We start from the raw sequence: 23,249 nt of genomic DNA on the forward strand, positions 1-23,249 counted from the left end.
TTTTTATTCCGCCGCCTTCAGCGGGGTTGTTGGTGGATGATCTGGCCGGTCGTCCAGAGCGCTCTGATCAGGGGCAACTCGGTCCGGTTCATCGGTCCAGATCATCTCGGCTGCTTGCACGTCTCGCGCGCTTTGGCCGATTGCCATGTCCTGCGCGATCTGGCTGGACCGTCCCGCCGTGGCGCGCGCCAGCGCCCTACCCAGCCATACCGCGTAGGTTGTAACCCACACCCGTAGCGCCAGGAATGAAGGCGTGACGATCAGTGTCAGCACCGTGGCCGTGCCGAGGCCAAAGACCACCGCCGTCGCCAGCTGTTTCCACCACAGCGCCGTGGGGCTGTCGATCGAATACCCGCCACCGATGAAATCCAGCGACAGGCCGAACATCATCGGGGTCAGACCCGCCATGGTCGTCAACGTGGTCAACAGAACCGGACGGATACGCGCCTCGGCCGTGCGGACGATGGCATCGATACGCGACATGTAACCGCTGTATTCCTGATAGGTGTCGATCAGAACGATGTTGTTGTTCACCACGATACCGGCCAAGGCGACGATTCCGGTCCCGGTCATGATGATCGAGAACGGTTGCTGCATCACCATCATGCCCAAGAGTACACCGGTCGTAGACAGAACCACAGCCAGCAGCACCAGCACCGAGTTATAGAACGAATTGAACTGTGCCAGCAGGATTACGAACATCAGCCCCAGCGCGGCAAGGAAAGCGCTGGACAGGAAGGCCTGGCTTTCAGCCTGATCTTCCTGATCGCCGGTCCACTCCCACGCGATGGTGCGGCCGAACGGGTCGGTCTTCAGCCATTCGGTCAGTACAGCAATCCGTTCATTCGGATTGATCAGGGCAAACCGAGCGTCACCGCTTTCGATGGCGGCCCGCACTTCGCCCACATTCTCGGCGCCCGTCAGCTTCACGAGTTCGAACTCGGCTCCGTCCATATTGGTGATCGTGGTGCCGGTTGGCGTGGAACCTTCGCCAATCGCTCGCACTGTGGCCAGACGCAGTTCTGCGCCGTCCGGGCCAGTGGTCACGATCTTGCTCAGCCCCGGTTCGACATCTGCCTTGACGTCGTAGTAGCGCTGCTGGTCCACGCGATTGATCTCGGCAAGCTTAGCCACCGGTTTGCGGGTGACAAAGTTCGACAGGGGGACCAACCCGTCTGGTGTACGAACTTTCAGCGTATCCAGCGTCGACAAGACACGATCCTGATCGGGCAGGCGGACACGGATTTCAACTTCTTCATCGGTCGAATCCGGACGCATCTCACCAAGCAGAATACCCCGCGTGACAAGCTGTACCATCGCGCCTACGGTTGCGACGTCCGCGCCGAACCGGCCCGCCTTGGCCACGTCCACGTCGATCTGCCAGTCGATGCCGGGTAGGGGCAGGGTGTCTTCGATCTTGATCAGGCCGGGGGTGGTATCAAACGCCTCGCGCGCTGTGAGCGTGGCCGCGGTCAATTCTTCCCAGCTATCGCCCTTGATCCGCAGATGAACGGGCTTGGCCGAGGCGGGACCTTGCTCCAGCGCCTGAATATCAACGATGTAGCCGGGAAGAGTTGCTAACTCTGCGGTGAGTTCTTCCAGAACAAAATTGCCGTCATATTCGGCTGCAACTTCCTCCTTTGCAAAGCCGAGCAGACCAGCAATCGGTCCCCAGAACCAACCGGTAATCTGCTCAGAGCTGATTGGGCGATCTTCCCAAGGAATGAGCTCGAACTGCACACGGCCAATGGTGTCGGCTGGGGCTTCTGCTCCGCCATTGTTCTGATTCAGGCCGCCTTCGCCCGCAAAGGCAAATACGTTGATCACTGCCGGATGTTCACTGATGACGCGTTCGGCCTGAAGAACCATCTCGTCTTTTTCAGCCAGAGACAGGTTGCCGCGCGCCCGAACATAGGCTGTAGCCTGTTCCGGTTCGCTCTCGACGAAGAATTCGACACCGCGCGAGTTCTGCGGGAACAGGATGAACGCGACCCAGAATACCGCCGCAAAGACTACTGCGATTGATACCACCGGCATGACCGGATTGCCGACCAGGAACTTGATCACGTAACCAAAGGGCGTGTGCTCTTTTGTGGTATGCACATGTTCATCCGGGGCCCGTTCGATCTTGGCTGCGCTCAGCGTGACCGACCCGGCGAATGCGCCGAACAGGAACAACAGCACACCAGCGAGTGAACCGCCGGGCAGCAGATAGTTGGGGTTCAAGACCTGCATTGCGCCGAGGAAGATCATATATAGTGAAGGCGGCACCAGAAGCGCGCGCACCCACCATGGTGTGCGTGCCCGCAGCCAATTTGAACTCCGCTCAAAGCTACGGCTCATGCGACCCGAGACACCGCCAACGACGGGCAGATAGATCAGCGCCACGATCAGCGAGGCTGACAGAACGAAGATCAGCGTGATCGGGAGCATTTTCATGAACTCGCCGGGTATACCAGGCCAGAACAACATCGGCAGGAAGGCGCATAAGGTCGTGGCGGTAGAAGAGACAATCGGCCAGAACATCCGTTGCGCCGCCTCTACATAGGCGTGCATCGGGCCGACGCCTTCTTTGATGCGCTTGTCGGCATATTCCACCACAACGATGGCACCATCGACCAGCATGCCCACCGCAAGGATCAGGCCGAACATTACCATGTTCGAGATTGTGACTCCGATCATCGCTAGGAAGGCAAAGCACAACAGGAACGAGGTCGGGATCGCAAATCCCACCAGCAACGCGGCGCGCGTTCCCAGAGATGCCAGAACCACGATCATCACAAGCGCGACGGCGGTCAGGACCGACCCCTCAAGCTGACGCACCATCGAATCGACGATGCGGCTTTGGTCGTTTGAGGTGCCCACATCAACTGCGGCCTGCAACTCGACTGGCCAATTGGTTTGTGCCTCGGCCACTGTGGATTTGATCAGCGCGACGGTATCGATCAGATTGAAGCCTTTGCGCTTTACGACCTGCAGCGCGACGGTGGATTCACCGTTGAACCGGGCCGTGCCAGCGCGGTCCTCAAAAGTATAGTTAATCTCGGCCAGTTCACCCAGGGTGACGACGCGGTCACCATTGACCTTGACGGGCAGGCCATAGACGTCCTGCGCGGTCTTGAATGACGAAGGGATCTTGACCGAGAACGTGCCCTGCTCGGTTTCAACCTCACCCGCCGCGATCAGTTGGTTGTTGTTCTGCACAACGTTGATCAGTTCAGCGGCCGTGACGTTGTAGGCCTCAAGTCGGAGCGGGTCGATCACGACCTCAAGCATTTCATCGCGGTTTCCGGCGATACCGGCCTCAAGCACCGCATCCAACGACTCAAGCTCGTCCTGCAGGTCTTTGGCAACGCGCGCCATCGTGCGCTCGGGGACCGGACCAGTCAGGTTGACAATGACGATAGGAAATTCAGAGAAGTTGACCTCGGTAATCGTATACTGCTCGGCCCCATCAGGGAAATCAGCTTGTGCGCTATTCATGGCATCGCGCACATCAGCGATGGTGGCGGATTTGTCCCAACCGAACTCGAATTCCAGCAGAACGCCCGCGTAGCTTTCTGCAGCGGTGGCGGTCATCGAGTCTAGCCCGTCGAGGTCGGCCATCTCGGTTTCCATCGGCTTGATCAGGAGGCTCTCGCTATCCTCCGCCGAGATGCCCGGAAACTGGACCGACACGAAGAGCATCGGGATATCGATATCCGGCTCACCCTCTTTCGGCAGCCCTACATAAGCATATCCGCCGATAACCAGCGAGATCGCGATGAAAGCCAGAACCATTCTGGCACGGCTTGCGGCCCAACTGACGATACCCGTCATTGCGATGCTTCCCTGTAGGTCGGCGCAACGGTTACGCCGCGTGTCACGAATTCCTGACCGATCACGATAATATCTGCGGTTTCTGGCAGGCCGCCAACCCAAACACCCTCGGCAGTGTCGCGCAGCAGGCGGATTGGAACGAAATCGACAACGTTGTCAGCGACAACGGTGCGTACACCAAGTTCGCCTTCATTGTTCAGGGTCAACGCGGATTGCGGCAGCAGATGTGCTTTGACGCCCTCGGCGGCGATTTGGATGTTGGCGGTCTGGCCATCACGGATCAGAAGTTCCGGGTTGGGAACGGTGATCTCCACCTCGAACGTGCGGGTGGTTTCATCGGCCGAGCGGCTCAGGAACGTGACGCGCCCTTCAACCTGCAAGCCTGTGACCAGTTGTGCAGACGCCATCGAACCGACGATAATCCGGTTCACTTCGGTTTCAGGCACAAAAGCCACCAACTTGATTGGGTCGAGCTGGATAACGGTTGCACACAGCGAACCGGGCTGCATCAGGCTGCCCAATTCCGCGGTATCGCTTTCCAGCAGCCCCTTGAACGGTGCCTCGATAGTGAGGCGATCCATCTCGCGTTGGGCGGCTGCAACCGCTGCAGTGGCGGCTTCAATACCCGCTTGCGTTGATTCCAGACCAGCCTCAGCGGATTTGATGCCAGCCTCGGCGGTGCTCATTTCGGCCTCGCTCGAGATGCGGCGCGTTTCCGAACCGAACCCGGTTTCAGACAGCTTGCGTGCTGCTTTCAGATTGATTTCAGCCTCGGCCAGACGAGCATGAGCCTCTTCGATACGTGCTTCGGCTTCGGGTACACGGCTTTCGGCTTCAAGCTTTGCAGCCATCGCTTCGGCCAGACTTGCGGGGCGGGTGCCGGGATCCAGCTCACACAGTAGATCACCCGCTTCGACAAATGCGCCTTTGCGTTTTGGCTCGGACACGACGGTCGAGATCGTCTCAGCCAGTACCTCGACCTGGCGATTTGCCTTGGTTTGACCGCGCAACTGGACCGCACTGCCGATTTCGCGCGCTGTCGAACGCACCACGACAACACCTATCGCATCCGGAGCAGGCACTGATTCCGAAACCTCAGTTACGGCTTCAGCAGGCTCATCCCCGCGACCAGCGAACGCAAAAAGCGTGTCGCGTTCGAATACAAGAAAATACAACGCAATAATAACCAAAACAGCGTTAACGAATGAAATCAATCGCATGCGGTACAATCTCCAGATTTGTTCGCGCGGCTGGCTTTCGCCTCTATCACTTGAAATGGGGTAATAGAAACGGCTTTTCCATACTGAACTGAATAGTTCGGTTTAGTTTTTTTCGCAAGGGCCACGCGGATGCGGGCAAATGTGTGGATTCGAGCACTTGGCTTGGCCTGAACGGCGCGGTATGACATGGCGCTAGAAAACCGGACACTTAAGCCTGGGGGCAGGGATGAGCGACGTCGACAGTTTTATTGATGAGGTCACCGAAGAGGTGCGCCGCGATCGCATGTACCTGCTATTGCGCCGATGGGGTTGGGTGGGTGTTGTCGCTGTCATTGCCATTGTAGGTGGCGCGGCATTCAACGAATACCGTAAGGCGCGCGATACAAATCAGGCCGAAGCTCTGGGTGATGCGATTCTGTCTGCTTTGTCTCAGAACGCATCCGATGAACGCGCAGCCAGCCTGCAAGCGGTCGATGCCTCATCTGCGGGAGGTGACGCGGTTCTGAATATGTTATTGGCTGCATCGCAGGCCGATGCAGGATCGCAACAGGATGCTGTGAACAGCCTGAACGCGATCGCTACACAGGGGGATTTGCCAGAAATCTACCGGGCGATTGCAAGTTTCAAGGCTTTGCTGCTGCAAGCCGACACGATGCCGGTCGCAGATCGCCGTCAACAATTCGAGGCGCTTGCGATACCCGGTGCGCCTTTGCGCTTGCTTGCCGAGGAGCAACTGGCCCTGATTGATGTGACCGAGGGAAGTACACAGGCTGCGTTGGATCGCTTGCAGGCTTTGCGCCAGGACGCCGAAGCCAGCGCCGATCTACAGCAACGCGCAGCCCAACTGATCATTGCGCTTGGGGGTGTGCCCGAGCCTGTCGCAACCCAGCAGGGTTGACCCGGCAGCGAAACGGAACATCACAGGCGAGTTTGTCGAATATGGTAACACGTTATTTCTCACGCTTTGGATTGGTCGCCGCGGCAGTTTCCTTGACTGCGCTGAGCGCATGTCAGGAACCCGAGATTATTCTGCCCGGTGAGCGTGAGGATATTCGCGCCGCCGTTGACAACGAAACCGTGGAAACACGTGGCGCCAAGCCAATTAGCATTCCGGCCCAAAGCCGGAACGCGAACTGGTCGCAAAGCCCGGGCACCCCTGCATTCCGCACTACAAATGCCGCATTGAGCCCCACGCCACAGCGTATCTGGTCAGCCAACATTGGTTCCGGTGACAGCCGGAAACAGCGGATTACTGCAGACCCGGTTGTTGCTGGTGGTTTGATTTATACGCTCGATTCCGGTGCGACTGTTTCGGCGGTGACGCCACAGGGGCAAGTTGCCTGGAGCACCAATCTGATTCCACCGAATGAAAAAGACGTCGATGCCACAGGGGGCGGGCTCGCTTACGCCGATGGTGTGTTGTACGTCTCATCGGGTTTTGGTCGTTTGACCGCGTTAGATGCTAAAACAGGCGCTCAAAAGTGGCAAAAGCGTTTGAATGCAACCGGCAGTGGCGCGCCTTTGGTCAGTGGCGGGATTCTCTATCTGGTAGCCGGGGACGAGACCGGCTGGGCGGTGAACACAAAGGACGGCCGGATCATTTGGCAGATTGACGGCACTCCGAGCGTCGGGAACGTTTTGGGTGCACCAGCGCCGGTCATCGCTTCGGACCTGTCGGTTTTTGCATTTGGGTCGGGTGACATTGCCGCGACTTTTCGCCGGGGAGGCATCTTGCGTTGGAACGCATCTGTAGCGGGTGGCCGCCGGGGTCGCGCGGCGGCTCAGATCGTAGACGTGACAGCCGGGCCTATGGTGTCTGGCAATTCGATCCTGATCGGCAACCACTCGGGTCGTACGGTTTCCTTTGATACTGATTCAGGTGAGCGGAACTGGACCGCTCTGGAAGGTGCGGTTGATACGGTCTGGCCAGCAGGAAACAGTGTATTCCTGATCAGCGATCGCAGCCAACTGGTGCGTCTGGACGCAGCGGATGGCTCGATTGTCTGGGCAATCGATCTGCCCGGATTCGTCAAGAACAAGCCGGGCCGTCGGGGTCCGATCTTTGCTCATTACGGCCCAATCATGGCCGGAGGGCGGCTGGTTGTAGCTTCGAACGATGGGTATCTACGCTTCTTCAATCCAGCTGACGGCGCGTTGGTCCATCAGATCGAAGTGCCGGGCGGTGCGACCACTGCGCCGGTTGTGGCGGGTCAGACGCTCTATGTCGTTTCGACCAAGGGCGAATTGCACGCTTTCCGTTGACGACAAGATGCGCTAAAGGGCGCTTCTTGAGTCTTGAAAGATGAGAACATGTCGCTGACCCTCGCCATTGTGGGGCGCCCGAATGTGGGCAAATCCACCCTGTTCAATCGCCTCGTGGGCAAACGTCTGGCTTTGGTCGACGACCAGCCTGGCGTGACACGTGATCTGCGCGAAGGCGAGGCGCGTTTGGGAGATCTGCGCTTTACTGTGATCGATACGGCGGGTCTTGAGGACGCGACCGATGACAGCCTGCAGGGCCGGATGCGGCGACTGACCGAGCGTGCTGTGGACATGGCTGATGTTTGCTTGTTCATGATCGACGCGCGGGTAGGGCTTACGCCGACCGATGAAATGTTTGCTGATATCCTGCGCAAAAAATCCAAGCATGTGATCCTTGCCGCCAATAAGGCCGAAGGCAACGCGGCCGATGCGGGTGTGCTTGAGGCTTACAACCTTGGTCTTGGCGAACCGGTGCGCCTGTCTGGCGAGCATGGCGAGGGGATGACCGATCTCTATGCCCAACTTATGCCACTGGCGGATGCGGCAGCAGAAAAGGCGCAGGACGACAGCCCCCAGATTGATATCGAACTGGACGAGGATGGCGAGGGTGAAGCCCCTTTGATCACGGCTGATAAACCTCTGCAGGTGGCTGTGGTTGGGCGGCCAAATGCCGGTAAATCCACTTTGATCAACAAGATCATCGGGGAAGATCGTCTGCTGACCGGCCCCGAGGCCGGGATTACCCGTGACGCTATCAGCTTGCGGATCGATTGGGCTGACCCTGATGGCGACAGCACACCGATGCGGATCTTCGACACAGCAGGGATGCGCAAGAAGGCCAAGGTGCAGGAGAAGTTGGAGAAGCTCTCGGTCTCGGATGGTCTGAGGGCGGTCAAGTTTGCCGAAGTCGTCGTGGTTCTGTTGGACGCGGCCATCCCGTTCGAACAGCAGGATCTGCGGATCGCCGATCTGGCTGAACGCGAAGGCCGCGCCGTGGTCGTCGCCGTGAACAAGTGGGATATCGAGGACAACAAGCAAGAAAAACTTCGTGACCTGAAAGAGTCGTTTGACCGTTTGTTGCCACAACTGCGTGGTGCGCCTCTGATCACGGTATCGGCCAAAACAGGTAGGGGGCTGGAGCGTTTACGCGCCGCGATCCTGCGTGCTCATGACGTTTGGAACCGCCGCGTGCCGACCGCAGCGCTGAACCGTTGGCTGACCGCCATGCTGGAACAGCACCCGCCTCCAGCGCCGCAGGGTCGTCGGATTAAGCTGCGTTATATGACTCAGGCCAAGACGCGCCCACCGGGGTTCGTCGTGATGTGCTCGCATCCCGACAAGATGCCCGCAAGCTACAACCGCTATCTGGTCAATGGGTTGCGCGAGGATTTTGACATGCCGGGCACCCCGATACGCCTGACTTTGCGTGGGCAGGGCGACAAGAACCCCTACAAGGGCCGACGCAAGAAAAACGCAGGCGCCTTGGCCAAGCATCTCAAGGGACGCGCGTAACTGCGCTAATTTTCAGCATTTTCAGTGAGGGGGCGTGACAGCCCCGTTTCCGCGCGCTAGCATTCAAGTGCGTGCATTTGTATTTGCACGTGCTGCTTGATTGCGGGTTTGCCGCACGTAATTTGAGTTTGAGATTGGTCGGACCACCCTGGGGAGCGGGCGTGATGGATCTGAGAGAATATACAAGACAATACGCGGTACAGGACAATACGCTTGCCGCCCTTAGCTATTTTGGAACATTTGCGGTGTATTTCGCATCGCTGGCTTTGGCGATCACGTATGTGGACCAGTGGTATGTCATGTTTCCGGCAGGGATCGTTTTTGCCTTTTCTGCAGTCCGTCTATACGTGCTGCAGCATGATTGCGGTCACCATTCGCTGTTTGAAACCCGTCTGCAAAACGAATGGGCTGGCCACGGATTGTCGCCATTTACCTTCGCCCCGTTCGAAGTGATGAAGCAGAACCATAATCTGCACCATGCTGGGATCGGAAACCTCGAACATCGCGAGACAGGTGAAATTCACACAATGACGCTGCGTGAATGGAACGAAGCCGATTGGAAAACGCGTTTGTTTTATAGGCTTTACCGGAACCCGTTCATTCTTGTGCCAGTTGGTGCTTTGTTCACCTACTTCATTCGCTATCGCTGGCCCAAGAATACTGTTCGGTTTGGGGTGATGGGTGTGCTGCTGCATAACCTCTCAATTATCGTGTTTCTGGGACTGCTTTACCTGATTGCAGGCGCCACCGGTATTTTAGTCTGGTTGGTCTTTTCTCTACTCGGGGGCATGCTTGGTGTGTTTCTAGTGTATCTGCAGCATAATTTCGAAGACACCTATTGGGACCGACGTCCAGAGTTGGACCCCAAGCTAGCAGCGCTGGAAGGATCATCGGCATTGGATTTCGGTTGGTGGTTTGACAATGCCGTAGCTTGCATCACCTTGCACGACATTCACCACTTCAATGCGCGCATTCCGTCCTATCGTCTGCGCGCGTGCCACTATAACTTACCCCCGGAATACACGCCGCGTCGGATCAAATTTCCCGAAGCAGTGGCGGCACTGAACCTGAAGCTTTGGGATGAGGAAGCCAAACGCCTTGTCCCATTCCCCAACAGAACCGAACAGCACCGGCTGGCCGAAAGCGGTTAACGTTACAAATGCTGTCACTCTCTCTACTTTTTCGTCAATGCCAAAACATTTACGTTGCCAAGGGGAGACAACGAAAGGAACCGACATGACCGCAGTTACCGACGTGAGTGGGGTAGGGCCAACGCTGGAGCGGGCGCTGAATTCAAAGGGCTTCAAAACAGCAGAAGCCTTAGCAAAGGCCAAACCTGAAGACATGCTTGGTATTCCGCGCGTCGGTATTGCCCGCGCAACCAAGTTGATCGCAGCGGCGAAGGCTGTTGCAGGTGCCAAACCCAAGGCCGCGGCTCGTGCACCAGCACGCGGCCCAACCACGCAAAAGCCAGCAGCAAAGCAATCTGCGGTACGTCGGGCAACTGCAAAAAGCAATGCCGCCGCGAACAAGGCCGAGGCCGAGCGAAAAGCCACAGAGGAACGCCTTGCGGCGGAGAGAGTCGCTGCCGAGGCCAAAGCGAAGAAAAAGGCAAAGGCCAAAGCCAAGGCTGAGAAGGCTGCGAAGAAGAAATCCGAAATGGAAGCAGCATTTTCTAAAGCCAAGGAAAAGGTCAAGGAAAAGTCCAAGAAGGGCAAGAAAGACAAAAAGCCCAAAAAGGATAACAAGAAGAAGGACGCTAAGAATAAGTCTTACAAAAAGTCCGGCAAAACGTCTGAAAAAAAATCTGGTAAGAAGAGCAATAAGAAAAAGGCGAAGAAGTAACTCTTCTTCGCCTTGTCAATCGGGAACCGGCATCATCGATGCCGGTTTTGTTATGCCAGTGTACCGTCGATCTGTAGCGTAAGCTTGCCGCCCAGATAGGGGCCCAAGGCTTCGGGCAGGGTCACCGTGCCATCTGCGTTTTGGCCATTCTCAAGCACGGCGATCAGGCAGCGCCCGACAGCCAGACCAGACCCGTTCAAGGTGTGAACATATTCCGGCTTACCGCCAGCTTCTGGCCGGAAGCGTGCGTTCATGCGACGGGCCTGGAAATCACCGCAGGTCGAAACCGAACTGATCTCGCGATAGGTGTCCTGACCGGGTAGCCAAGCCTCGATGTCATAGGTGCGACGTGCACCAAAGCCCATATCGCCCGTGCACAAAATGACGGTGCGATAGGGGATGCCCAGTTTTTCCAGAATGCCTTCGGCGCAGCGCAGCATGCGTTTTTGCTCGTCGTCCGATTTGTCCGGATGCGTGACCGAGACCATCTCAACCTTTTCGAACTGGTGCTGGCGCAGCATCCCGCGCGTGTCCCTGCCTGCCGAGCCCGCTTCGGACCGAAAGCACAGGGAATGCGCAGTATAACGGCGGGGCAGATAGCTTTCCTCGATCATCGTGTCGTTGACGATGTTGGTCAGCGACACTTCGGAGGTTGGGATCAACCACCAGCCCTCACGGGTCTGATAACTGTCCTCGCCAAACTTCGGCAACTGACCCGTGCCCTGCATCATTTCCGAGAGAACCAGAACCGGGCCGTTAACCTCGGTCAATTCATTCTCATTGATATGCGTATCCAGCATGAACTGCGCCAGAGCGCGATGGATGCGCGCGACGCCGCCCGAGAGCAGTACAAAGCGCGAGCCGGACAGCTTGGCAGCGGTTTCGAAATCCATCCCGCTCTGGACGGCTTCGATTTCAAAATGCTCTTTCGGTGCAAAATCAAATGCGCACGGAGTGCCCCAACGGCTGATCTCGACATTGTCGTTCTCATCCGCACCTTCGGGCACATCCTCTGCCGGCAGGTTGGCGATACGGATCAACTGGTCGGTCAGCAGAGCGTCCAGGTCCTTGGCTTCGGTCTGCATCCGGGCCACTTCGGCCTTTTTCTCGGCCACCAGCGCGCGCAGACGTTCGAATTCAGCATCATCGCCGCGCCCTTTGGCGGCACCAACTTCTTTGGAGGCCTTGTTTTGCTCGGCCTGAGCTGTCTCGGCTGCCAGAATCTTGGCGCGGCGACTTTCGTCCAGCCTCAACAGATCTGACGACACCGGCGCGTCCCCACGGCGCGCAAGGGCGGCGTCGAAGGCGGCTGGGTTTTCGCGAATGGCGCGGATGTCGTGCATGGTTCAGATCCTTAAATGCGTGAATCACTGAAACCGCTTATGCACCATCTGAAAGGAAGGGTGTAGCGCCGGTTACGACTTATCCGCGTCGTCGTGCGTTTCATGTGCCAGATGACCATCCCACTCTTCCGCTGGGATCTTCGGCTCGGGCGGATCAGCCATGTACGAAGGTGTCATGATTTGCACGTTGTTTTCGTTGAACACGGCAACGATGTTGCGATGCAAATCCGAGCGGATCTTCGGGATGATACTGCCCCGTGTGCTATATCCGTTGATCTGATAATTGATCGCGTAATCCGCCAAAGCAGTCCACAAAACAAAGGGTTCGGGTTTGGCTTTGATGCTCTTGGTACGATGTGCGGCCTCGATCAGCATCGCTTCGACCTTCTCGGGCGGTTCTTCATATCCGATCCCAACCGTTGTATGCAGCAGCAACCCATTGCCATCGGTTTTTTTTGAGAAGTTCACCACGTCCGAATTCATCAATTGCGCGTTCGGGATCGAGATCAGCTCATTCTTGATCGACTTCAGATGTGTCTCCATCAGCTTGATCTGCACTACATCTCCAATGTGGTCTCCGATCTGGATACGGTCCCCGAGCGAAGTCGAGCGGCGATAAATCACGAAAAGCCCCGCCAGCATATTCGAGACCACCGAGTTCGCGCCCAGCGAAAGCATCGCGCCGACAAGGATAGTCAGTCCCTGAAAGGCCGCAGAGTCTGATCCGGGAATGTAAGGGACAGCAAAGACCAGTGCGATCAGTATCACAACAACCCGGGCAATGTTAAACGTGGGGCCAATCCAGTGTTTCTCGAAATCGCCAAGATCGAACGATCCCGCTTCGACTGCGTCAAAGAACACGCGCATTCCCCGGATGATATACATCGTTATCCAGGTGATAAGCACCAGCATGATCAGGTTCGGGAAATAGCTGAGGATACCCTTGAAGATCAGCAGGACCGGCTCGGTCAGGTAGGTCAGCAGCAATTGCGCAAAGTATCGCGTTTCGGCAAAGGCCAGCAGAACGAAGGAGAGATAGTAATAGAAGCCAAGGAAAAAGATCACCAGCAATACGAAATTCAGGGCATACCGGATCAATGCCGCTATGGCCTCGGCCTGGACGCTCTTGGCGGTCGCGGTTTCGACGTCTTTGAGATAGCGTTTAACCAGTTTAAGCGTCCGCCGCCTGATGCGTCGGTGTAACCAGAGAATGATGACAACGAATAACGCGAAGCCGAGCGTCCAGGCCAGGGCCTCGATAGCACCCGAAACGCGTGCTTGTTCCGTGCGATTGGCGCGGTAGTTTTCGATCGCCTGTTCAATAGCTTGGCCGTGCAATAACCCGAGAACATTCAGATCCATTTGTTCAAGTTCGGAATCCGCATCGGTCACGATCGAAACCTGGATGCCATCGGCAAATATCCGGATCCCGAATTCAGAGTCCTCGAAGGTTATCGAAACTTTCTTTGCATCCGAGGATTCGGCTACTTCTATGATCTTGTTCTGAACACCCTCCGCCCGCTCGTTTGCGGGCAAAGCGCTGGAGCCGCGCACATGAAACAGGGTATCGCCATCAACGATAACTGGAGCCTGAAAGGTCTGTGTTTCAGAATCCTCTGTGTTTTGTTCTTCTCCGATTACGTTCTGTGACCAAAGTGGTGGTGCCAAGAGACAAAGAGAAACCGTCAAGAGGATTAGGCGAATAAACTTGCCAAAGGTCTGGATTAATTGAATCATTGGGCCCCCCTGGCCACAACTATATCCGACTTGCCGGGGCTGCCTAGAACATATCTGCAACGTCCCGCATCAATCCAGTGCACTTGATAGGTGAATTGCAGATGCGTTTGCTTGCAAACGTCTGAACCAAAGCATAGGTTCGCGCCAACTTTGCAGAGAGCCCTCTGCATTACCAGAACAAAGGAATATGTCATGGAAGGTGGCGCAATCGCCCAGTTTCTCCCGCTGATCCTGATTTTCGGGATCATGTATTTTCTGCTGATCCGCCCGCAGCAGAAGAAGATGAAGGAACATCAGGCCATGGTCGAAGCCGTGCGCAGGGGTGATCAGGTTGTCACGCAAGGTGGGCTGATCGGCAAGGTGTCCAAGGTCAAGGAAGGCGATAACGAGATTGAGGTCGAGATTGCAGAAGGCGTGAAGGTTCGCGTGGTCAAATCGACCATCGCTCAGGTTCTGAACAAGACCGAACCGGCGAAGTAACTTCGCGCGTCAAATCCTTGAAAAGGCAGGGTAATGCTGCAAATTGAATCCTGGAAACGGGTCCTAATATGGTCGGTCTGCGTGATCGGCCTACTGTTGGCCCTGCCGAATGCGTTCTATACACGCGTTGAGCAATCGAATGATGCCAAAGCCGCAATTGAGCTTGGCATCGATACACCTGAGATGCAGGCAGAGGCGGCGCAATGGCCGAACTGGCTGCCTTCATCGCTTGTCAATCTGGGTCTCGATTTGCGCGGCGGTGCGCATCTGCTGGCTGAAGTTAAGGTTGATGACGTCTACGAATCTCGGATGGAGGCGATGTGGCCCGAGATCCGCGATGCGTTGCGCGATGAGCGCGCCACGGTAGGCACCATTCGCCGACAAGACTCGGCCCCTGATGAGATTCGCGTGCGCATCAGTCAGCCTGAAGGTATGTCGCGCGCGTTGGAAGTCGTGCGCGGTCTGGCACGTCAGGTGCAAACACTGACCGGGGTCGGGGCCACTGACATCGAAGCCCGCGCTGAAGGAGATACCATTGTCGTACAATTGTCCGAGGCTGAAAAGCTTGCCTCGGATGACCGTACGGTGCGTCAGGCGCTTGAGATTATTCGTCGCCGCATCGACGAAGTCGGCACGCGAGAACCGACAATCCAACGCCAAGGTGCTGACCGGATACTGATACAGGTGCCGGGCATCGGTAGCGCAGGTGAGTTGAAAGACATTATCGGCACCACGGCTCAGCTGACGTTCAACCCCGTGGTGGGGCGCGGTACTGATCCTGACGCCATCGCGGGTGTGGGTGAAGAAGTTGTTCCTTCGATCGATGAGGACGGGGTTTATTACACCTTGGAATCAGCGCCGGTGGTAACCGGGGAAGAGCTGGTCGACGCACAACCGTCATTCGATCAGAACGGACGCCCTGCGGTCAGCTTCCGTTTCAATACTTCTGGTGCCCGCAAGTTTGGTGACTACACGCTAGAAAATATCGGCGCGCCGTTCGCCATTGTTTTGGATGATGAGGTGATCTCGGCCCCCGTAATCCAAAGCCATATTCCTGGCGGTTCCGGCATCATCACCGGTAACTTTACGGTTGAGGAAAGCACCAATCTGGCGGTCCTGCTGCGTGCGGGGGCCTTGCCTGCGGGCCTGGAATTTCTTGAAGAGCGCACCATCGGCCCGGAGCTGGGGCAAGACAGCATCGATGCGGGTAAAGTCGCAACCATTGTGGCGTTTGTCGCAGTATTGGTGTTCATGGCGCTCAGCTATGGCCTGTTTGGCATCTTCGCCAATATTGCGCTGATCCTGAATGTGGGCTTGCTCTTCGGACTGCTCTCTTTGATCGGTGCGACGCTGACCCTTCCAGGGATCGCTGGGATCGTACTGACGGTCGGTATGGCTGTGGACGCCAATGTGCTGATCTTTGAACGCATTCGCGAAGAACTGAAATCTGCCAAAGGCCCTGCGCGCGCAATCGAGCTGGGCTATGAAAAGGCGCTTTCGGCCATTCTGGACGCGAACGTAACCACATTCATCACCGCAACCATTCTGTTTGCCATGGGTAGCGGGCCGGTACGCGGGTTCTCCATTACACTTGGTCTGGGTATTCTGACCTCGGTCTTCACCGCGATCTTTGTAACGCGCCTGATGATCGTAATCTGGTTCGAACGCCGCCGTCCGAAAACGATCGAGGTTTGACATGAGACTGAAACTCGTACCGCAAAACACCTCGTTCGATTTCTTCAGCCGCTGGAAGATCTGGCTGGGTATTTCAGGCCTGATGATGGTGATCGCCTTCACGTCGTTCCTGCTGCAGGGGCTGAACTTCGGAATCGACTTCCGCGGGGGCACCACGATCCGCACGCAGTCCGCGCAAGAGATCGACGTAGGCGCCTATCGCAACGCCATCGCGCCGCTGGAACTTGGCGACGTGACCATCACGGAGATTTTCGATCCGACATTTGGCGAGGATGAAAACGTCGCGATGATCCGTATTCAGGCACAGGATGGAGCCGAAGCTGTGTCTGCAGCAATCGTTACCGCCGTTGAAGAAGCATTGACTGTTGCCGCGCCGGACATTCAGTTCGTTTCGGTCGAATCTGTGGGCCCCAAGGTCTCGGGCGAGTTGATCCAGACCGCAGTGATTGCTGTCGCCTTGGCCATCGGCGCGGTGCTTGTCTATATCTGGCTCCGGTTCGAATGGCAGTTTGCTCTGGGTGCGGTCGCCGCGCTGGTGCATGACGTGATCCTGACCATTGGTATCTTCTCGGAACTGCAAATTCGCTTTGACCTGGCCATCATCGCAGCGCTCCTGACCATTGTCGGCTATTCGCTGAATGACACCGTGGTTGTTTTTGACCGCGTTCGCGAAAACCTTCGCAAATACAAGAAGAAAGACCTCAAAGAGGTTTTGAATATCTCGATCAATGAAACGCTCAGCCGGACAGTGATGACCTCGGTGACCACGCTGCTGGCGCTGATCTCGCTTTACGTGCTGGGCGGTGACGTGATCCGCGGCTTCGTCTTCGCGATGATTTGGGGCGTGATTGTCGGGACCTATTCGTCAGTCTTCGTGGCCTCGACCATCCTGCTGTGGCTGGGGGTCAAACGCGACTGGTCGAAACCGTCGAATACGGCGGGCAACCAATTTGCCAACATCGATGCCTGAGTATTTCGGCCAGACCCCAACCGGTCTGGCCGTACTCATTTTCGCTGCTTTTGTTGGGGGCATCGTGCGCGGCTTTTCCGGCTTTGGCACAGCCCTGATATTCTTGCCCATCGCCAGCCCCTATCTTGGACCTTTCGGCGCGATCATCGCGCTGACAGTTATGGACATATTCGGTCCCATCCCAAACCTACGCCGCGCATGGTCTGTCGTCGACAAAGGAGATTTGGCGCGCCTTCTACTCGGATGCGCATTAGTTCTACCGGTCGGCTTATGGCTGCTGACGCGTACGCAACCCGAAGTATTTCGCTATTTGGTCAGTGTGATCTCGTTGTCGATGCTTGTCGTACTGATATTTGGTCTGCGCTATCGCGGGACGGTGCGGCGCCGCATGGTTGTGGCAATTGGCGGGGCAGCGGGGCTGCTCGGTGGAGTGGCCGGGATACCGGGACCAGCTGTCATCCTGTTCTACATGTCGCGCCCATTGCCGGTTGAGATAATCCGCGCGACGATCCTGCTGTTCCTGTTTGTTTTCGATTTGCTGATCCTTGGATACCTCGGCGAGATGGGGCGTCTTTCGATGGCAAGCATAGGATTGGGCCTCGCGCTGGCGGTTCCCAACATCGCCGGTAACTGGCTAGGGGGTTGGATGTTCCGACCCGAACACGAAAGGCCCTACCGCGCCGCAGCCTATCTGGTTATCGCAACAGCGGCCTTGTCCGGCCTGCCGCTTTGGGGCTAGAACCCTCCGCATGCGCTTAAATGAGATCACATATACAAACGCTCAACCCGTCGATGGCTATGGCCCTGGGTTCTTTCGGATCGGTGGGCAGGTTCATAAAGGGGCAGTCTTGACCGGCCCCACCGGAACTTCGATTTGGGCAGGATTCTCGGAGGCGGATCCGCTTTTGGCCTTGTCCGAACATGTCGACGTTCTGTTCATCGGTACGGGCAAAGACCTGACCCACATCCCCATCGACCTACGCACTAGGCTAGAAGAGGTGGGGCTGGGTGTCGAAATCATGAACTCTCCGGCTGCCTGCCGCACCTACAACGTGCTGCTTTCCGAAGGCCGCCGCGTTGCGCTTGCGTTGATCCCGGTCTGAGGATCTGTTCTTCATCTGGCTAAAAATAACCCGGGGAGTGTGAGGGGCTGGCCCCTCACTGCGATCCAACCAGCCGCTCTGCGGCAATTCCGACCTTTTGCCTACACGCACAATCCGCTAAGCGGGCTTCATGACTTTGAAAGTAACCGACCTGGCCATCGCACGCGGCGGTGTCCCCGTGCTCGAAGGGCTGAGCTTCTCGCTTGAGGCCGGAAATGCGCTGATCCTGCGGGGGCCGAACGGGATCGGAAAGACAACATTACTGCGTACGCTTGCGGGCCTGCAGCCGCCGCTGGTGGGACAGATCGAAGGGGCAGAAGACCGGATCGCTTATGCGTCCCATTCTGACGGGTTAAAGCCGACCCTCACCGTGGTCGAAAATCTCAACTTCTGGGCGTCGGTCTTTGGCACCCGTGATATCCAGCATGCTCTGGATGCATTTGAGCTGAATGAGTTGGCTGACCGTCATGCGGGCAGCCTCTCGGCGGGGCAGAAACGGCGTCTGGGATTGGCGCGAATGCTGGTTACCGGGCGTCCAATCTGGATGCTGGATGAGCCGACGGTCTCGCTGGATCGTCACGCCGTGCAGATGTTCGCGGATGCGGTACGCGCGCATCTGGGGCAGGGTGGTTCGGCCCTCATCGCGACCCATATCGATCTTGGATTGGACGGCGAGGTTCTGGACGTTGGCCCCAACAAGGCAAAACCCAAACCCTTCGACGATTTCGACGGAGGCTTCCTGTGATCGCTTTATTGCTGCGTGATCTGAAATTGGCCTTCCGCGCAGGGGGTGGCTTTGGCCTCGGTCTTGCTTTCTTCCTGATCGTCACCGTTCTGGTGCCATTCTCGGTTGGCCCGCAATCCTCGTTGCTTTCGACCATCGCGCCGGGAGTTCTTTGGCTGGGCGCGCTTTTGGCGTGCCTGCTTTCGCTGGACCGTCTGCTGGCGCTGGATTGGGAAGACGGCTCGCTTGATCTGCTTGCCACCGCGCCGCTGCCACTGGAGTCGGTCGTCACCATCAAAGCGCTAGCCCATTGGTTGACCACAGGATTGCCGCTGGTGTTGGCTGCTCCGTTTCTGGGCGTTTTACTAAACCTGCCTGTGCCCGGGTTTTCGTGGCTGGTGATCTCACTGCTGCTTGGCACTCCGGCGATGAGCGTTATCGGTACCTTCGGCGCCGCCCTCACCGTGGGCCTGAAACGGGGCGGTCTGCTCCTTTCGCTTCTGGTTTTACCGCTTTACGTGCCGACATTGATCTTCGGGGCCGAGGTTGCCCGACGCGGTGCGACAGGCATGGAGACGCAAACGCCCCTGCTTATGCTGGCAGGGATTACCGCCGCTACGGTCGCACTTTTACCCTTTGCCAGCGCCGCCGTGCTGCGCATCAATCTTAGGTGATGGGAACAAAGCTTGACTGAGGTCAATTGAGAACCATGCCGACTCGGACTAGATAGGGCCCATGACAATCGCAGCCAAAGCCAACGCCCTTTGGGAATACGCCAATCCGCGCAAGTTCCTCGCCACCAGCGAGCGGGTCCTTCCGTTCTTCTGGATCGGCGCAGGTCTGTGTCTGGTCGTAGGATTGATCTGGGGTTTCTTCTTTACCCCTGATGACTACAAACAAGGCTCGACCGTAAAGATCATCTACCTGCACGTGCCTGCCGCGCTGATGGCGATCAATTGCTGGATCATGATGCTGGCAACCTCGCTCGTCTGGCTGGTGCGTCGCCACCATGTCAGTGCGCTAGCCGCCCGTGCCGCTGCGCCCATCGGCATCGTGATGACGCTGATCGCATTGGCCACCGGAGCGATCTGGGGTCAGCCCATGTGGGGCACATGGTGGGCCTGGGATCCGCGCCTGACCTCGTTCCTGATCCTGTTCCTGTTTTATTTAGGTTATGTCGCGCTTTGGGAAGCGATCGAAGATCCGGACACGGCGGCTGATCTGACCTCGGTCCTTTGCCTGGTGGGCTCGGTCTTTGCATTCCTCAGCCGGTATGCGGTGAATTTCTGGAATCAGGGGCTGCATCAGGGGGCTTCCGTGATGCGTGCAGGGGCGATCACAGGTACGGATACCGAGGAGAAGGTTAGCAACATCTACTTCTATCCGCTGCTCCTGTGTATTATCGGCTTTGTGCTTCTGTTTATCGCGCTGGTCTTCTATCGCACGGGCACCGAAATCCGAGCCCGTCGAACCAAGGCGCTGATGGCGCGGGAAAGGGTGAACGGATGATCCCTGATCTTGGAAAATATGCCGATACTGTTTTGTGGTCCTATGTTGTATCCATCGGGCTTCTGATTGCGCTGGTGGGATTCAGCGTGATCAGAGGCCGCAAGGTGCGGGCTGAGATGGAGAAAGTCGAACAGAGGATGTCGCGCAATGGCTAAGATTTCGCCCCTGATGATCGCGCCTCCTCTGATTTTCGGAGCCTTCGCTGTGCTTGCTGGCATTGGTATGTTCCGCGACGATCCCAATGCCTTGCCTTCGGCGCGCGAAGGGCAGCCTGCTCCGCCTGTCGTTCTGACAGAATTCGCGGGTAAACCGGGTTTCGACGATGCCACCCTGCGTGATGGCGAGGTTAAGCTGGTTAACTACTGGGCCAGCTGGTGCGCCCCGTGCCGCGTTGAACACCCCAATCTGCAGGCTCTGTCAGACGAAGGGATTCCAGTTTACGGCATCAACTACAAAGACCAACTGGACAATGCCGAGGCTTTTCTGACCGAGCTTGGCGATCCCTATGCCGGGATCGGACAGGATGAACAGGGACGTATGGGGCTGGATTGGGGCGTCTATGGCGTGCCCGAGACCTACGTGGTCGATGGCGAAGGCACGATTATCCTGCGCTGGGCTGGGCCGATTACGCAGCGCGTGATCGAAAGCACGATCCGCCCGGCACTTGAGAAAGCCGCGGGCAGCTCATAAGCGATAACCACCGGTGACGCTCAGAACCTCACCGGTGATGAAGGATGCGGCATCGGACGCCAGAAACCTGACGACTTTGGCGATATCTTCGGGCTTTCCCGCGCGACCTAAAGCGGTTTCTTTGACAAACAACGCGGTCAGTTCCTCGGACCGGGGCGCTTCGGGAATGTTGATCGCACCCGGTGCGACCGCGTTAACGCGTATACCCTCTGGCCCAAGTTCCTTGGCCATGGCGTGGGTCCATAGATTCAGGGCGGCCTTGCTGGCCCCATAAGTCACCGCATCCCGAGGCGGCAAGACTGCGTTCATAGATGAGATGCTGACAATTGAGGCGTCGCGTTTGAGATGTGGCAGCGCCGCCGTCAGCAATGCAGCAGGGGCCAGCAGGTTCAAATCCAGAATGGCGCGGTGGTCCTCGGCCCGAAATTCCTCTTTGGGTGTGGATTTCACAAGGCCGGCATTATTGACGATCACATCAAGCCGTCCAAACCTCTTGATCACCTGCGAAATCACGCTAGCTGGCTGGTCTGGCGCAGACAGATCAGAACGTATGGCCAGAACATCCCCACGCAGAAGCTCTGGCGCAGGTTTGCTCGACAGCCACGTAAACGCGACGCGGTGATCACGGCGGAAATCTTTGACAATCGCGCGTCCAATCCCCCGCGCGCCGCCGGTTATCAGTGCAACTTTGTCCATGGTTTTAGAAAATCGGCAAAGCAGCTGAGATTCAAGCAGTTACTTGCGGACCAAAATCCAGATCATCGCGCCGATGAATGCAAAGGTGGTCAGATTCATAAGGGTATCTGTCAGATCACCGATCAGCATGGCTCAGCCCCTCCTCTCGTAACCCTCGGAACAGGCAGACCATCAGCAGAACCGAAATAAATACAAAGGGCAACGCCCCGAGTGAGATCAGGACTTTGACCGAGTCCACCGAGCCCGACAGGATCATCGCGACGCTCAACAGGCCCAGTAATGCGCCCCAGATCAGGCGCACGCGCGGGGGTGGGTTCTCATCCCCCTCGGTCGAGAATGTGCCCAGCACAAAGGCCGCGCTGACGACGCTGGTTACGATGAACAGAAACGCCGCGGCTACGGTTGCGAGTGTTGTGATCAACGACAAGGGCAAACGGTCGAGCAGGGCGAAGGTCACACGCTCGATGTTTGTTTGCGTATAGGCCAGCAATTCTCCGGCACCGTTGAGCGCCTCAAATAGACCGATGCCGCCAAAGGCGCCGAACCAGAGGATCGAGAACAGTGTGGGTGCGAAGAGCACTCCGATCACGAATTCTCGGATCGTGCGACCGCGAGAGATACGCGCGACGAACACGCCGACAAATGGCCCCCAGGCGATCCACCAGACCATGTAGGTGAGGGTCCAGTCGCTGAACCATTTGGTGACGTCATCGCCGAAGAACGTGAAGGTCTGAAAGCCCCGAGGGATGACGTTGGTGACGTAATCGCCGAACCCCTGAACCACGGTGTTCAACAGATACTCGGTGGGGCCGAGGACCACTGTGTAGGCCACCAGGCAGATCGCGATCAGCATTGCTGCATTCGACAAGCGTGCCATGCCTTGGCCTAGGTCGATCAACAGCGCAGGGATGTAGGCTGCGACCATCGCCAGAAAAACAACGCCGATCAGAAGGGCGCCAACCGTTTCCCGACCACCCAGAACCGCGATCCCGTCCGCAACCTGAAACACGCCCATGGCCATGGAGCCGCCAACGCCAATGGCGATTGCGACGATGGCCATGAAATCCGACAGCCACCCGACACGCTCGGCCCAGCGTTCTCCGGGGAACAGGCTTTTGATCGGGGCGCTGACCATCATACCCGTCCCGCGCCGAAAGCTGAAATAAGCGATGGTCAGAGCGGTGGAGCCGTAAATCGCCCAGGCGTGCAGCCCCCAGTGGAAGTTCGTCGCCAGCATCGCCTGCTGCGCGGCAACATAATCGGGGGCCATGCCTGAGATGAAGTTGAAATGTGTTAGCGGCTCGGCGACGGCCCAGAACAGCAAGCCTACGCCCATTCCGGCCGAGAACAGCATCGAGATCCAAGTGGCGGTCGAGAACTCGGGCTCTTCATCATCCCGGCCCAAACGAATGTTGCCATAGGGCGAAAATGCAAGAACCAAACACCCGATCAACATGCCCGAGGCCGCGAGCATCACGAACCAGCCACGGCTGTGGAAGGTTTGCTGCACGATGCCGTTGGCCCAAGTCACCAGGCTTTGGATATCTATCACGCCCCATATCCCGATCACCGAGATGACGCTGAGCGAGCAAACCAGCAAGGCGTTAGGTTTTTTCATAGTGTTTGGGTTCCAGATGTGCTTTC

21 protein-coding genes are annotated in these 23,249 nt (G+C 57.2%); 15 read left to right on the plus strand and 6 right to left on the minus strand.

Annotated elements, in window-relative coordinates; all coding sequences use genetic code 11:
- Window positions 1-3: 3 nt before the first annotated feature.
- Together ACR0JR_RS08195 and ACR0JR_RS08200 are read right to left on the minus strand one after the other, a co-directional pair.
- Window positions 4-3,819, minus strand: coding sequence for an efflux RND transporter permease subunit (locus ACR0JR_RS08195; RefSeq protein WP_480455736.1), 3,816 nt, complete (start codon window positions 3,817-3,819; stop codon window positions 4-6).
- Window positions 3,816-5,039, minus strand: coding sequence for an efflux RND transporter periplasmic adaptor subunit (locus ACR0JR_RS08200; protein WP_480455738.1), 1,224 nt, complete (start codon window positions 5,037-5,039; stop codon window positions 3,816-3,818). The genes ACR0JR_RS08195 and ACR0JR_RS08200 overlap by 4 nt, the downstream gene beginning before the upstream one ends.
- A 226-nt stretch (window positions 5,040-5,265) precedes the next feature.
- Here ACR0JR_RS08200 and ACR0JR_RS08205 point away from each other — a divergent pair, with 226 nt between their 5' ends.
- The 5 genes from ACR0JR_RS08205 (at window position 5,266) to ACR0JR_RS08225 (ending at window position 10,658) form a co-directional block, all read left to right on the plus strand.
- Window positions 5,266-5,937: a hypothetical protein gene (locus ACR0JR_RS08205; protein ID WP_480455740.1), complete on the plus strand. Its 672-nt coding sequence runs from the start codon at window positions 5,266-5,268 to the stop codon at window positions 5,935-5,937.
- 41 nt (window positions 5,938-5,978) lie between these two features.
- Complete coding sequence (locus ACR0JR_RS08210; protein WP_480455742.1) at window positions 5,979-7,301, plus strand: PQQ-like beta-propeller repeat protein; 1,323 nt, start codon at window positions 5,979-5,981, stop codon at window positions 7,299-7,301.
- A gap of 48 nt (window positions 7,302-7,349) precedes the next feature.
- Entirely contained in the window at window positions 7,350-8,813 is a 1,464-nt protein-coding gene (gene der, locus ACR0JR_RS08215) for a ribosome biogenesis GTPase Der (protein ID WP_480455744.1), read from the plus strand.
- A gap of 164 nt (window positions 8,814-8,977) precedes the next feature.
- Entirely contained in the window at window positions 8,978-9,964 is a 987-nt protein-coding gene (locus tag ACR0JR_RS08220; protein WP_480455746.1) for a fatty acid desaturase, read from the plus strand.
- A gap of 85 nt (window positions 9,965-10,049) precedes the next feature.
- Window positions 10,050-10,658 carry a helix-hairpin-helix domain-containing protein gene (locus tag ACR0JR_RS08225; protein WP_480455748.1) on the plus strand — a complete coding sequence of 203 codons (609 nt, stop codon included), beginning with the start codon at window positions 10,050-10,052 and terminating at the stop codon, window positions 10,656-10,658.
- A gap of 50 nt (window positions 10,659-10,708) precedes the next feature.
- On the opposite strand, the gene serS is transcribed toward ACR0JR_RS08225, so the two are convergent.
- Both serS and ACR0JR_RS08235 read right to left on the minus strand, forming a co-directional pair.
- Window positions 10,709-12,001: a serine--tRNA ligase gene (serS, locus tag ACR0JR_RS08230; protein WP_480455750.1), complete on the minus strand. Its 1,293-nt coding sequence runs from the start codon at window positions 11,999-12,001 to the stop codon at window positions 10,709-10,711.
- A 72-nt stretch (window positions 12,002-12,073) separates the two neighbouring features.
- The gene (locus ACR0JR_RS08235; RefSeq protein WP_480455752.1) at window positions 12,074-13,738 is read right to left on the minus strand and encodes a mechanosensitive ion channel family protein; all 1,665 of its coding nucleotides are present in this window, start codon (window positions 13,736-13,738) and stop codon (window positions 12,074-12,076) included.
- A 192-nt stretch (window positions 13,739-13,930) separates the two neighbouring features.
- Here ACR0JR_RS08235 and yajC point away from each other — a divergent pair, with 192 nt between their 5' ends.
- The 10 genes from yajC (at window position 13,931) to ACR0JR_RS08285 (ending at window position 20,909) form a co-directional block, all read left to right on the plus strand.
- Window positions 13,931-14,218 (plus strand): preprotein translocase subunit YajC, encoded by a 288-nt coding sequence (gene yajC / locus ACR0JR_RS08240; RefSeq protein ID WP_010442042.1) that lies wholly within the window; start codon window positions 13,931-13,933, stop codon window positions 14,216-14,218.
- Between the two features lie 33 nt (window positions 14,219-14,251).
- The gene (gene secD / locus ACR0JR_RS08245; protein ID WP_480455754.1) at window positions 14,252-15,913 is read left to right on the plus strand and encodes a protein translocase subunit SecD; all 1,662 of its coding nucleotides are present in this window, start codon (window positions 14,252-14,254) and stop codon (window positions 15,911-15,913) included.
- Between the two features lies 1 nt (window position 15,914).
- Window positions 15,915-16,883 (plus strand): protein translocase subunit SecF, encoded by a 969-nt coding sequence (gene secF / locus ACR0JR_RS08250; RefSeq protein WP_170779829.1) that lies wholly within the window; start codon window positions 15,915-15,917, stop codon window positions 16,881-16,883.
- Window positions 16,876-17,622, plus strand: a complete 747-nt coding sequence (locus ACR0JR_RS08255) for a sulfite exporter TauE/SafE family protein (protein WP_480455756.1) — start codon at window positions 16,876-16,878, stop codon at window positions 17,620-17,622. Before secF ends, ACR0JR_RS08255 begins: the two co-directional genes overlap by 8 nt.
- Before the next feature lie 10 nt (window positions 17,623-17,632).
- On the plus strand, window positions 17,633-17,986 hold the full coding sequence (locus ACR0JR_RS08260; protein WP_480455758.1) for an Mth938-like domain-containing protein: 354 nt from the start codon (window positions 17,633-17,635) through the stop codon (window positions 17,984-17,986).
- A gap of 130 nt (window positions 17,987-18,116) precedes the next feature.
- A complete protein-coding gene (gene ccmA, locus ACR0JR_RS08265) occupies window positions 18,117-18,731 on the plus strand; it encodes a heme ABC exporter ATP-binding protein CcmA (RefSeq protein ID WP_480455760.1) in 615 nt (204 codons plus the stop codon).
- Window positions 18,728-19,384, plus strand: a complete 657-nt coding sequence (gene ccmB, locus ACR0JR_RS08270; RefSeq protein ID WP_074733966.1) for a heme exporter protein CcmB — start codon at window positions 18,728-18,730, stop codon at window positions 19,382-19,384. The genes ccmA and ccmB overlap by 4 nt, the downstream gene beginning before the upstream one ends.
- 61 nt (window positions 19,385-19,445) lie before the next feature.
- On the plus strand, window positions 19,446-20,219 hold the full coding sequence (locus tag ACR0JR_RS08275) for a heme ABC transporter permease (RefSeq protein ID WP_010442049.1): 774 nt from the start codon (window positions 19,446-19,448) through the stop codon (window positions 20,217-20,219).
- Window positions 20,216-20,374, plus strand: coding sequence for a heme exporter protein CcmD (ccmD, locus tag ACR0JR_RS08280; protein WP_010442050.1), 159 nt, complete (start codon window positions 20,216-20,218; stop codon window positions 20,372-20,374). Before ACR0JR_RS08275 ends, ccmD begins: the two co-directional genes overlap by 4 nt.
- Entirely contained in the window at window positions 20,367-20,909 is a 543-nt protein-coding gene (locus ACR0JR_RS08285) for a DsbE family thiol:disulfide interchange protein (RefSeq protein ID WP_480455762.1), read from the plus strand. The genes ccmD and ACR0JR_RS08285 overlap by 8 nt, the downstream gene beginning before the upstream one ends.
- Here ACR0JR_RS08285 and ACR0JR_RS08290 read toward each other — a convergent pair.
- Window positions 20,904-21,605, minus strand: coding sequence for an SDR family NAD(P)-dependent oxidoreductase (locus ACR0JR_RS08290; RefSeq protein WP_480455764.1), 702 nt, complete (start codon window positions 21,603-21,605; stop codon window positions 20,904-20,906). The genes ACR0JR_RS08285 and ACR0JR_RS08290 overlap by 6 nt on opposite strands.
- 115 nt (window positions 21,606-21,720) lie before the next feature.
- Window positions 21,721-23,223: a BCCT family transporter gene (locus tag ACR0JR_RS08295; protein WP_480455766.1), complete on the minus strand. Its 1,503-nt coding sequence runs from the start codon at window positions 23,221-23,223 to the stop codon at window positions 21,721-21,723.
- Between the last annotated feature and the right edge of the window lie 26 nt (window positions 23,224-23,249).

It is taken from the genome of Ruegeria sp. AA3 (assembly GCF_056542905.1).

Bases quoted from the DNA above. Each gene is read 5' to 3' on its own strand.
- ACR0JR_RS08195 (WP_480455736.1), bottom strand. From the start codon at position 3,819: ATGACGGGTATCGTCAGTTGGGCCGCAAGCCGTGCCAGAATGGTTCTG.
- ACR0JR_RS08200 (WP_480455738.1), bottom strand. From the start codon at position 5,039: ATGCGATTGATTTCATTCGTTAACGCTGTTTTGGTTATTATTGCGTTG.
- ACR0JR_RS08205 (WP_480455740.1), top strand. From the start codon at position 5,266: ATGAGCGACGTCGACAGTTTTATTGATGAGGTCACCGAAGAGGTGCGC.
- ACR0JR_RS08210 (WP_480455742.1), top strand. From the start codon at position 5,979: ATGGTAACACGTTATTTCTCACGCTTTGGATTGGTCGCCGCGGCAGTT.
- der (WP_480455744.1), top strand. From the start codon at position 7,350: ATGTCGCTGACCCTCGCCATTGTGGGGCGCCCGAATGTGGGCAAATCC.
- ACR0JR_RS08220 (WP_480455746.1), top strand. From the start codon at position 8,978: ATGGATCTGAGAGAATATACAAGACAATACGCGGTACAGGACAATACG.
- ACR0JR_RS08225 (WP_480455748.1), top strand. From the start codon at position 10,050: ATGACCGCAGTTACCGACGTGAGTGGGGTAGGGCCAACGCTGGAGCGG.
- serS (WP_480455750.1), bottom strand. From the start codon at position 12,001: ATGCACGACATCCGCGCCATTCGCGAAAACCCAGCCGCCTTCGACGCC.
- ACR0JR_RS08235 (WP_480455752.1), bottom strand. From the start codon at position 13,738: ATGATTCAATTAATCCAGACCTTTGGCAAGTTTATTCGCCTAATCCTC.
- yajC (WP_010442042.1), top strand. From the start codon at position 13,931: ATGGAAGGTGGCGCAATCGCCCAGTTTCTCCCGCTGATCCTGATTTTC.
- secD (WP_480455754.1), top strand. From the start codon at position 14,252: ATGCTGCAAATTGAATCCTGGAAACGGGTCCTAATATGGTCGGTCTGC.
- secF (WP_170779829.1), top strand. From the start codon at position 15,915: ATGAGACTGAAACTCGTACCGCAAAACACCTCGTTCGATTTCTTCAGC.
- ACR0JR_RS08255 (WP_480455756.1), top strand. From the start codon at position 16,876: ATGCCTGAGTATTTCGGCCAGACCCCAACCGGTCTGGCCGTACTCATT.
- ACR0JR_RS08260 (WP_480455758.1), top strand. From the start codon at position 17,633: ATGCGCTTAAATGAGATCACATATACAAACGCTCAACCCGTCGATGGC.
- ccmA (WP_480455760.1), top strand. From the start codon at position 18,117: ATGACTTTGAAAGTAACCGACCTGGCCATCGCACGCGGCGGTGTCCCC.
- ACR0JR_RS08275 (WP_010442049.1), top strand. From the start codon at position 19,446: ATGACAATCGCAGCCAAAGCCAACGCCCTTTGGGAATACGCCAATCCG.
- ccmD (WP_010442050.1), top strand. From the start codon at position 20,216: ATGATCCCTGATCTTGGAAAATATGCCGATACTGTTTTGTGGTCCTAT.
- ACR0JR_RS08285 (WP_480455762.1), top strand. From the start codon at position 20,367: ATGGCTAAGATTTCGCCCCTGATGATCGCGCCTCCTCTGATTTTCGGA.
- ACR0JR_RS08290 (WP_480455764.1), bottom strand. From the start codon at position 21,605: ATGGACAAAGTTGCACTGATAACCGGCGGCGCGCGGGGGATTGGACGC.
- ACR0JR_RS08295 (WP_480455766.1), bottom strand. From the start codon at position 23,223: ATGAAAAAACCTAACGCCTTGCTGGTTTGCTCGCTCAGCGTCATCTCG.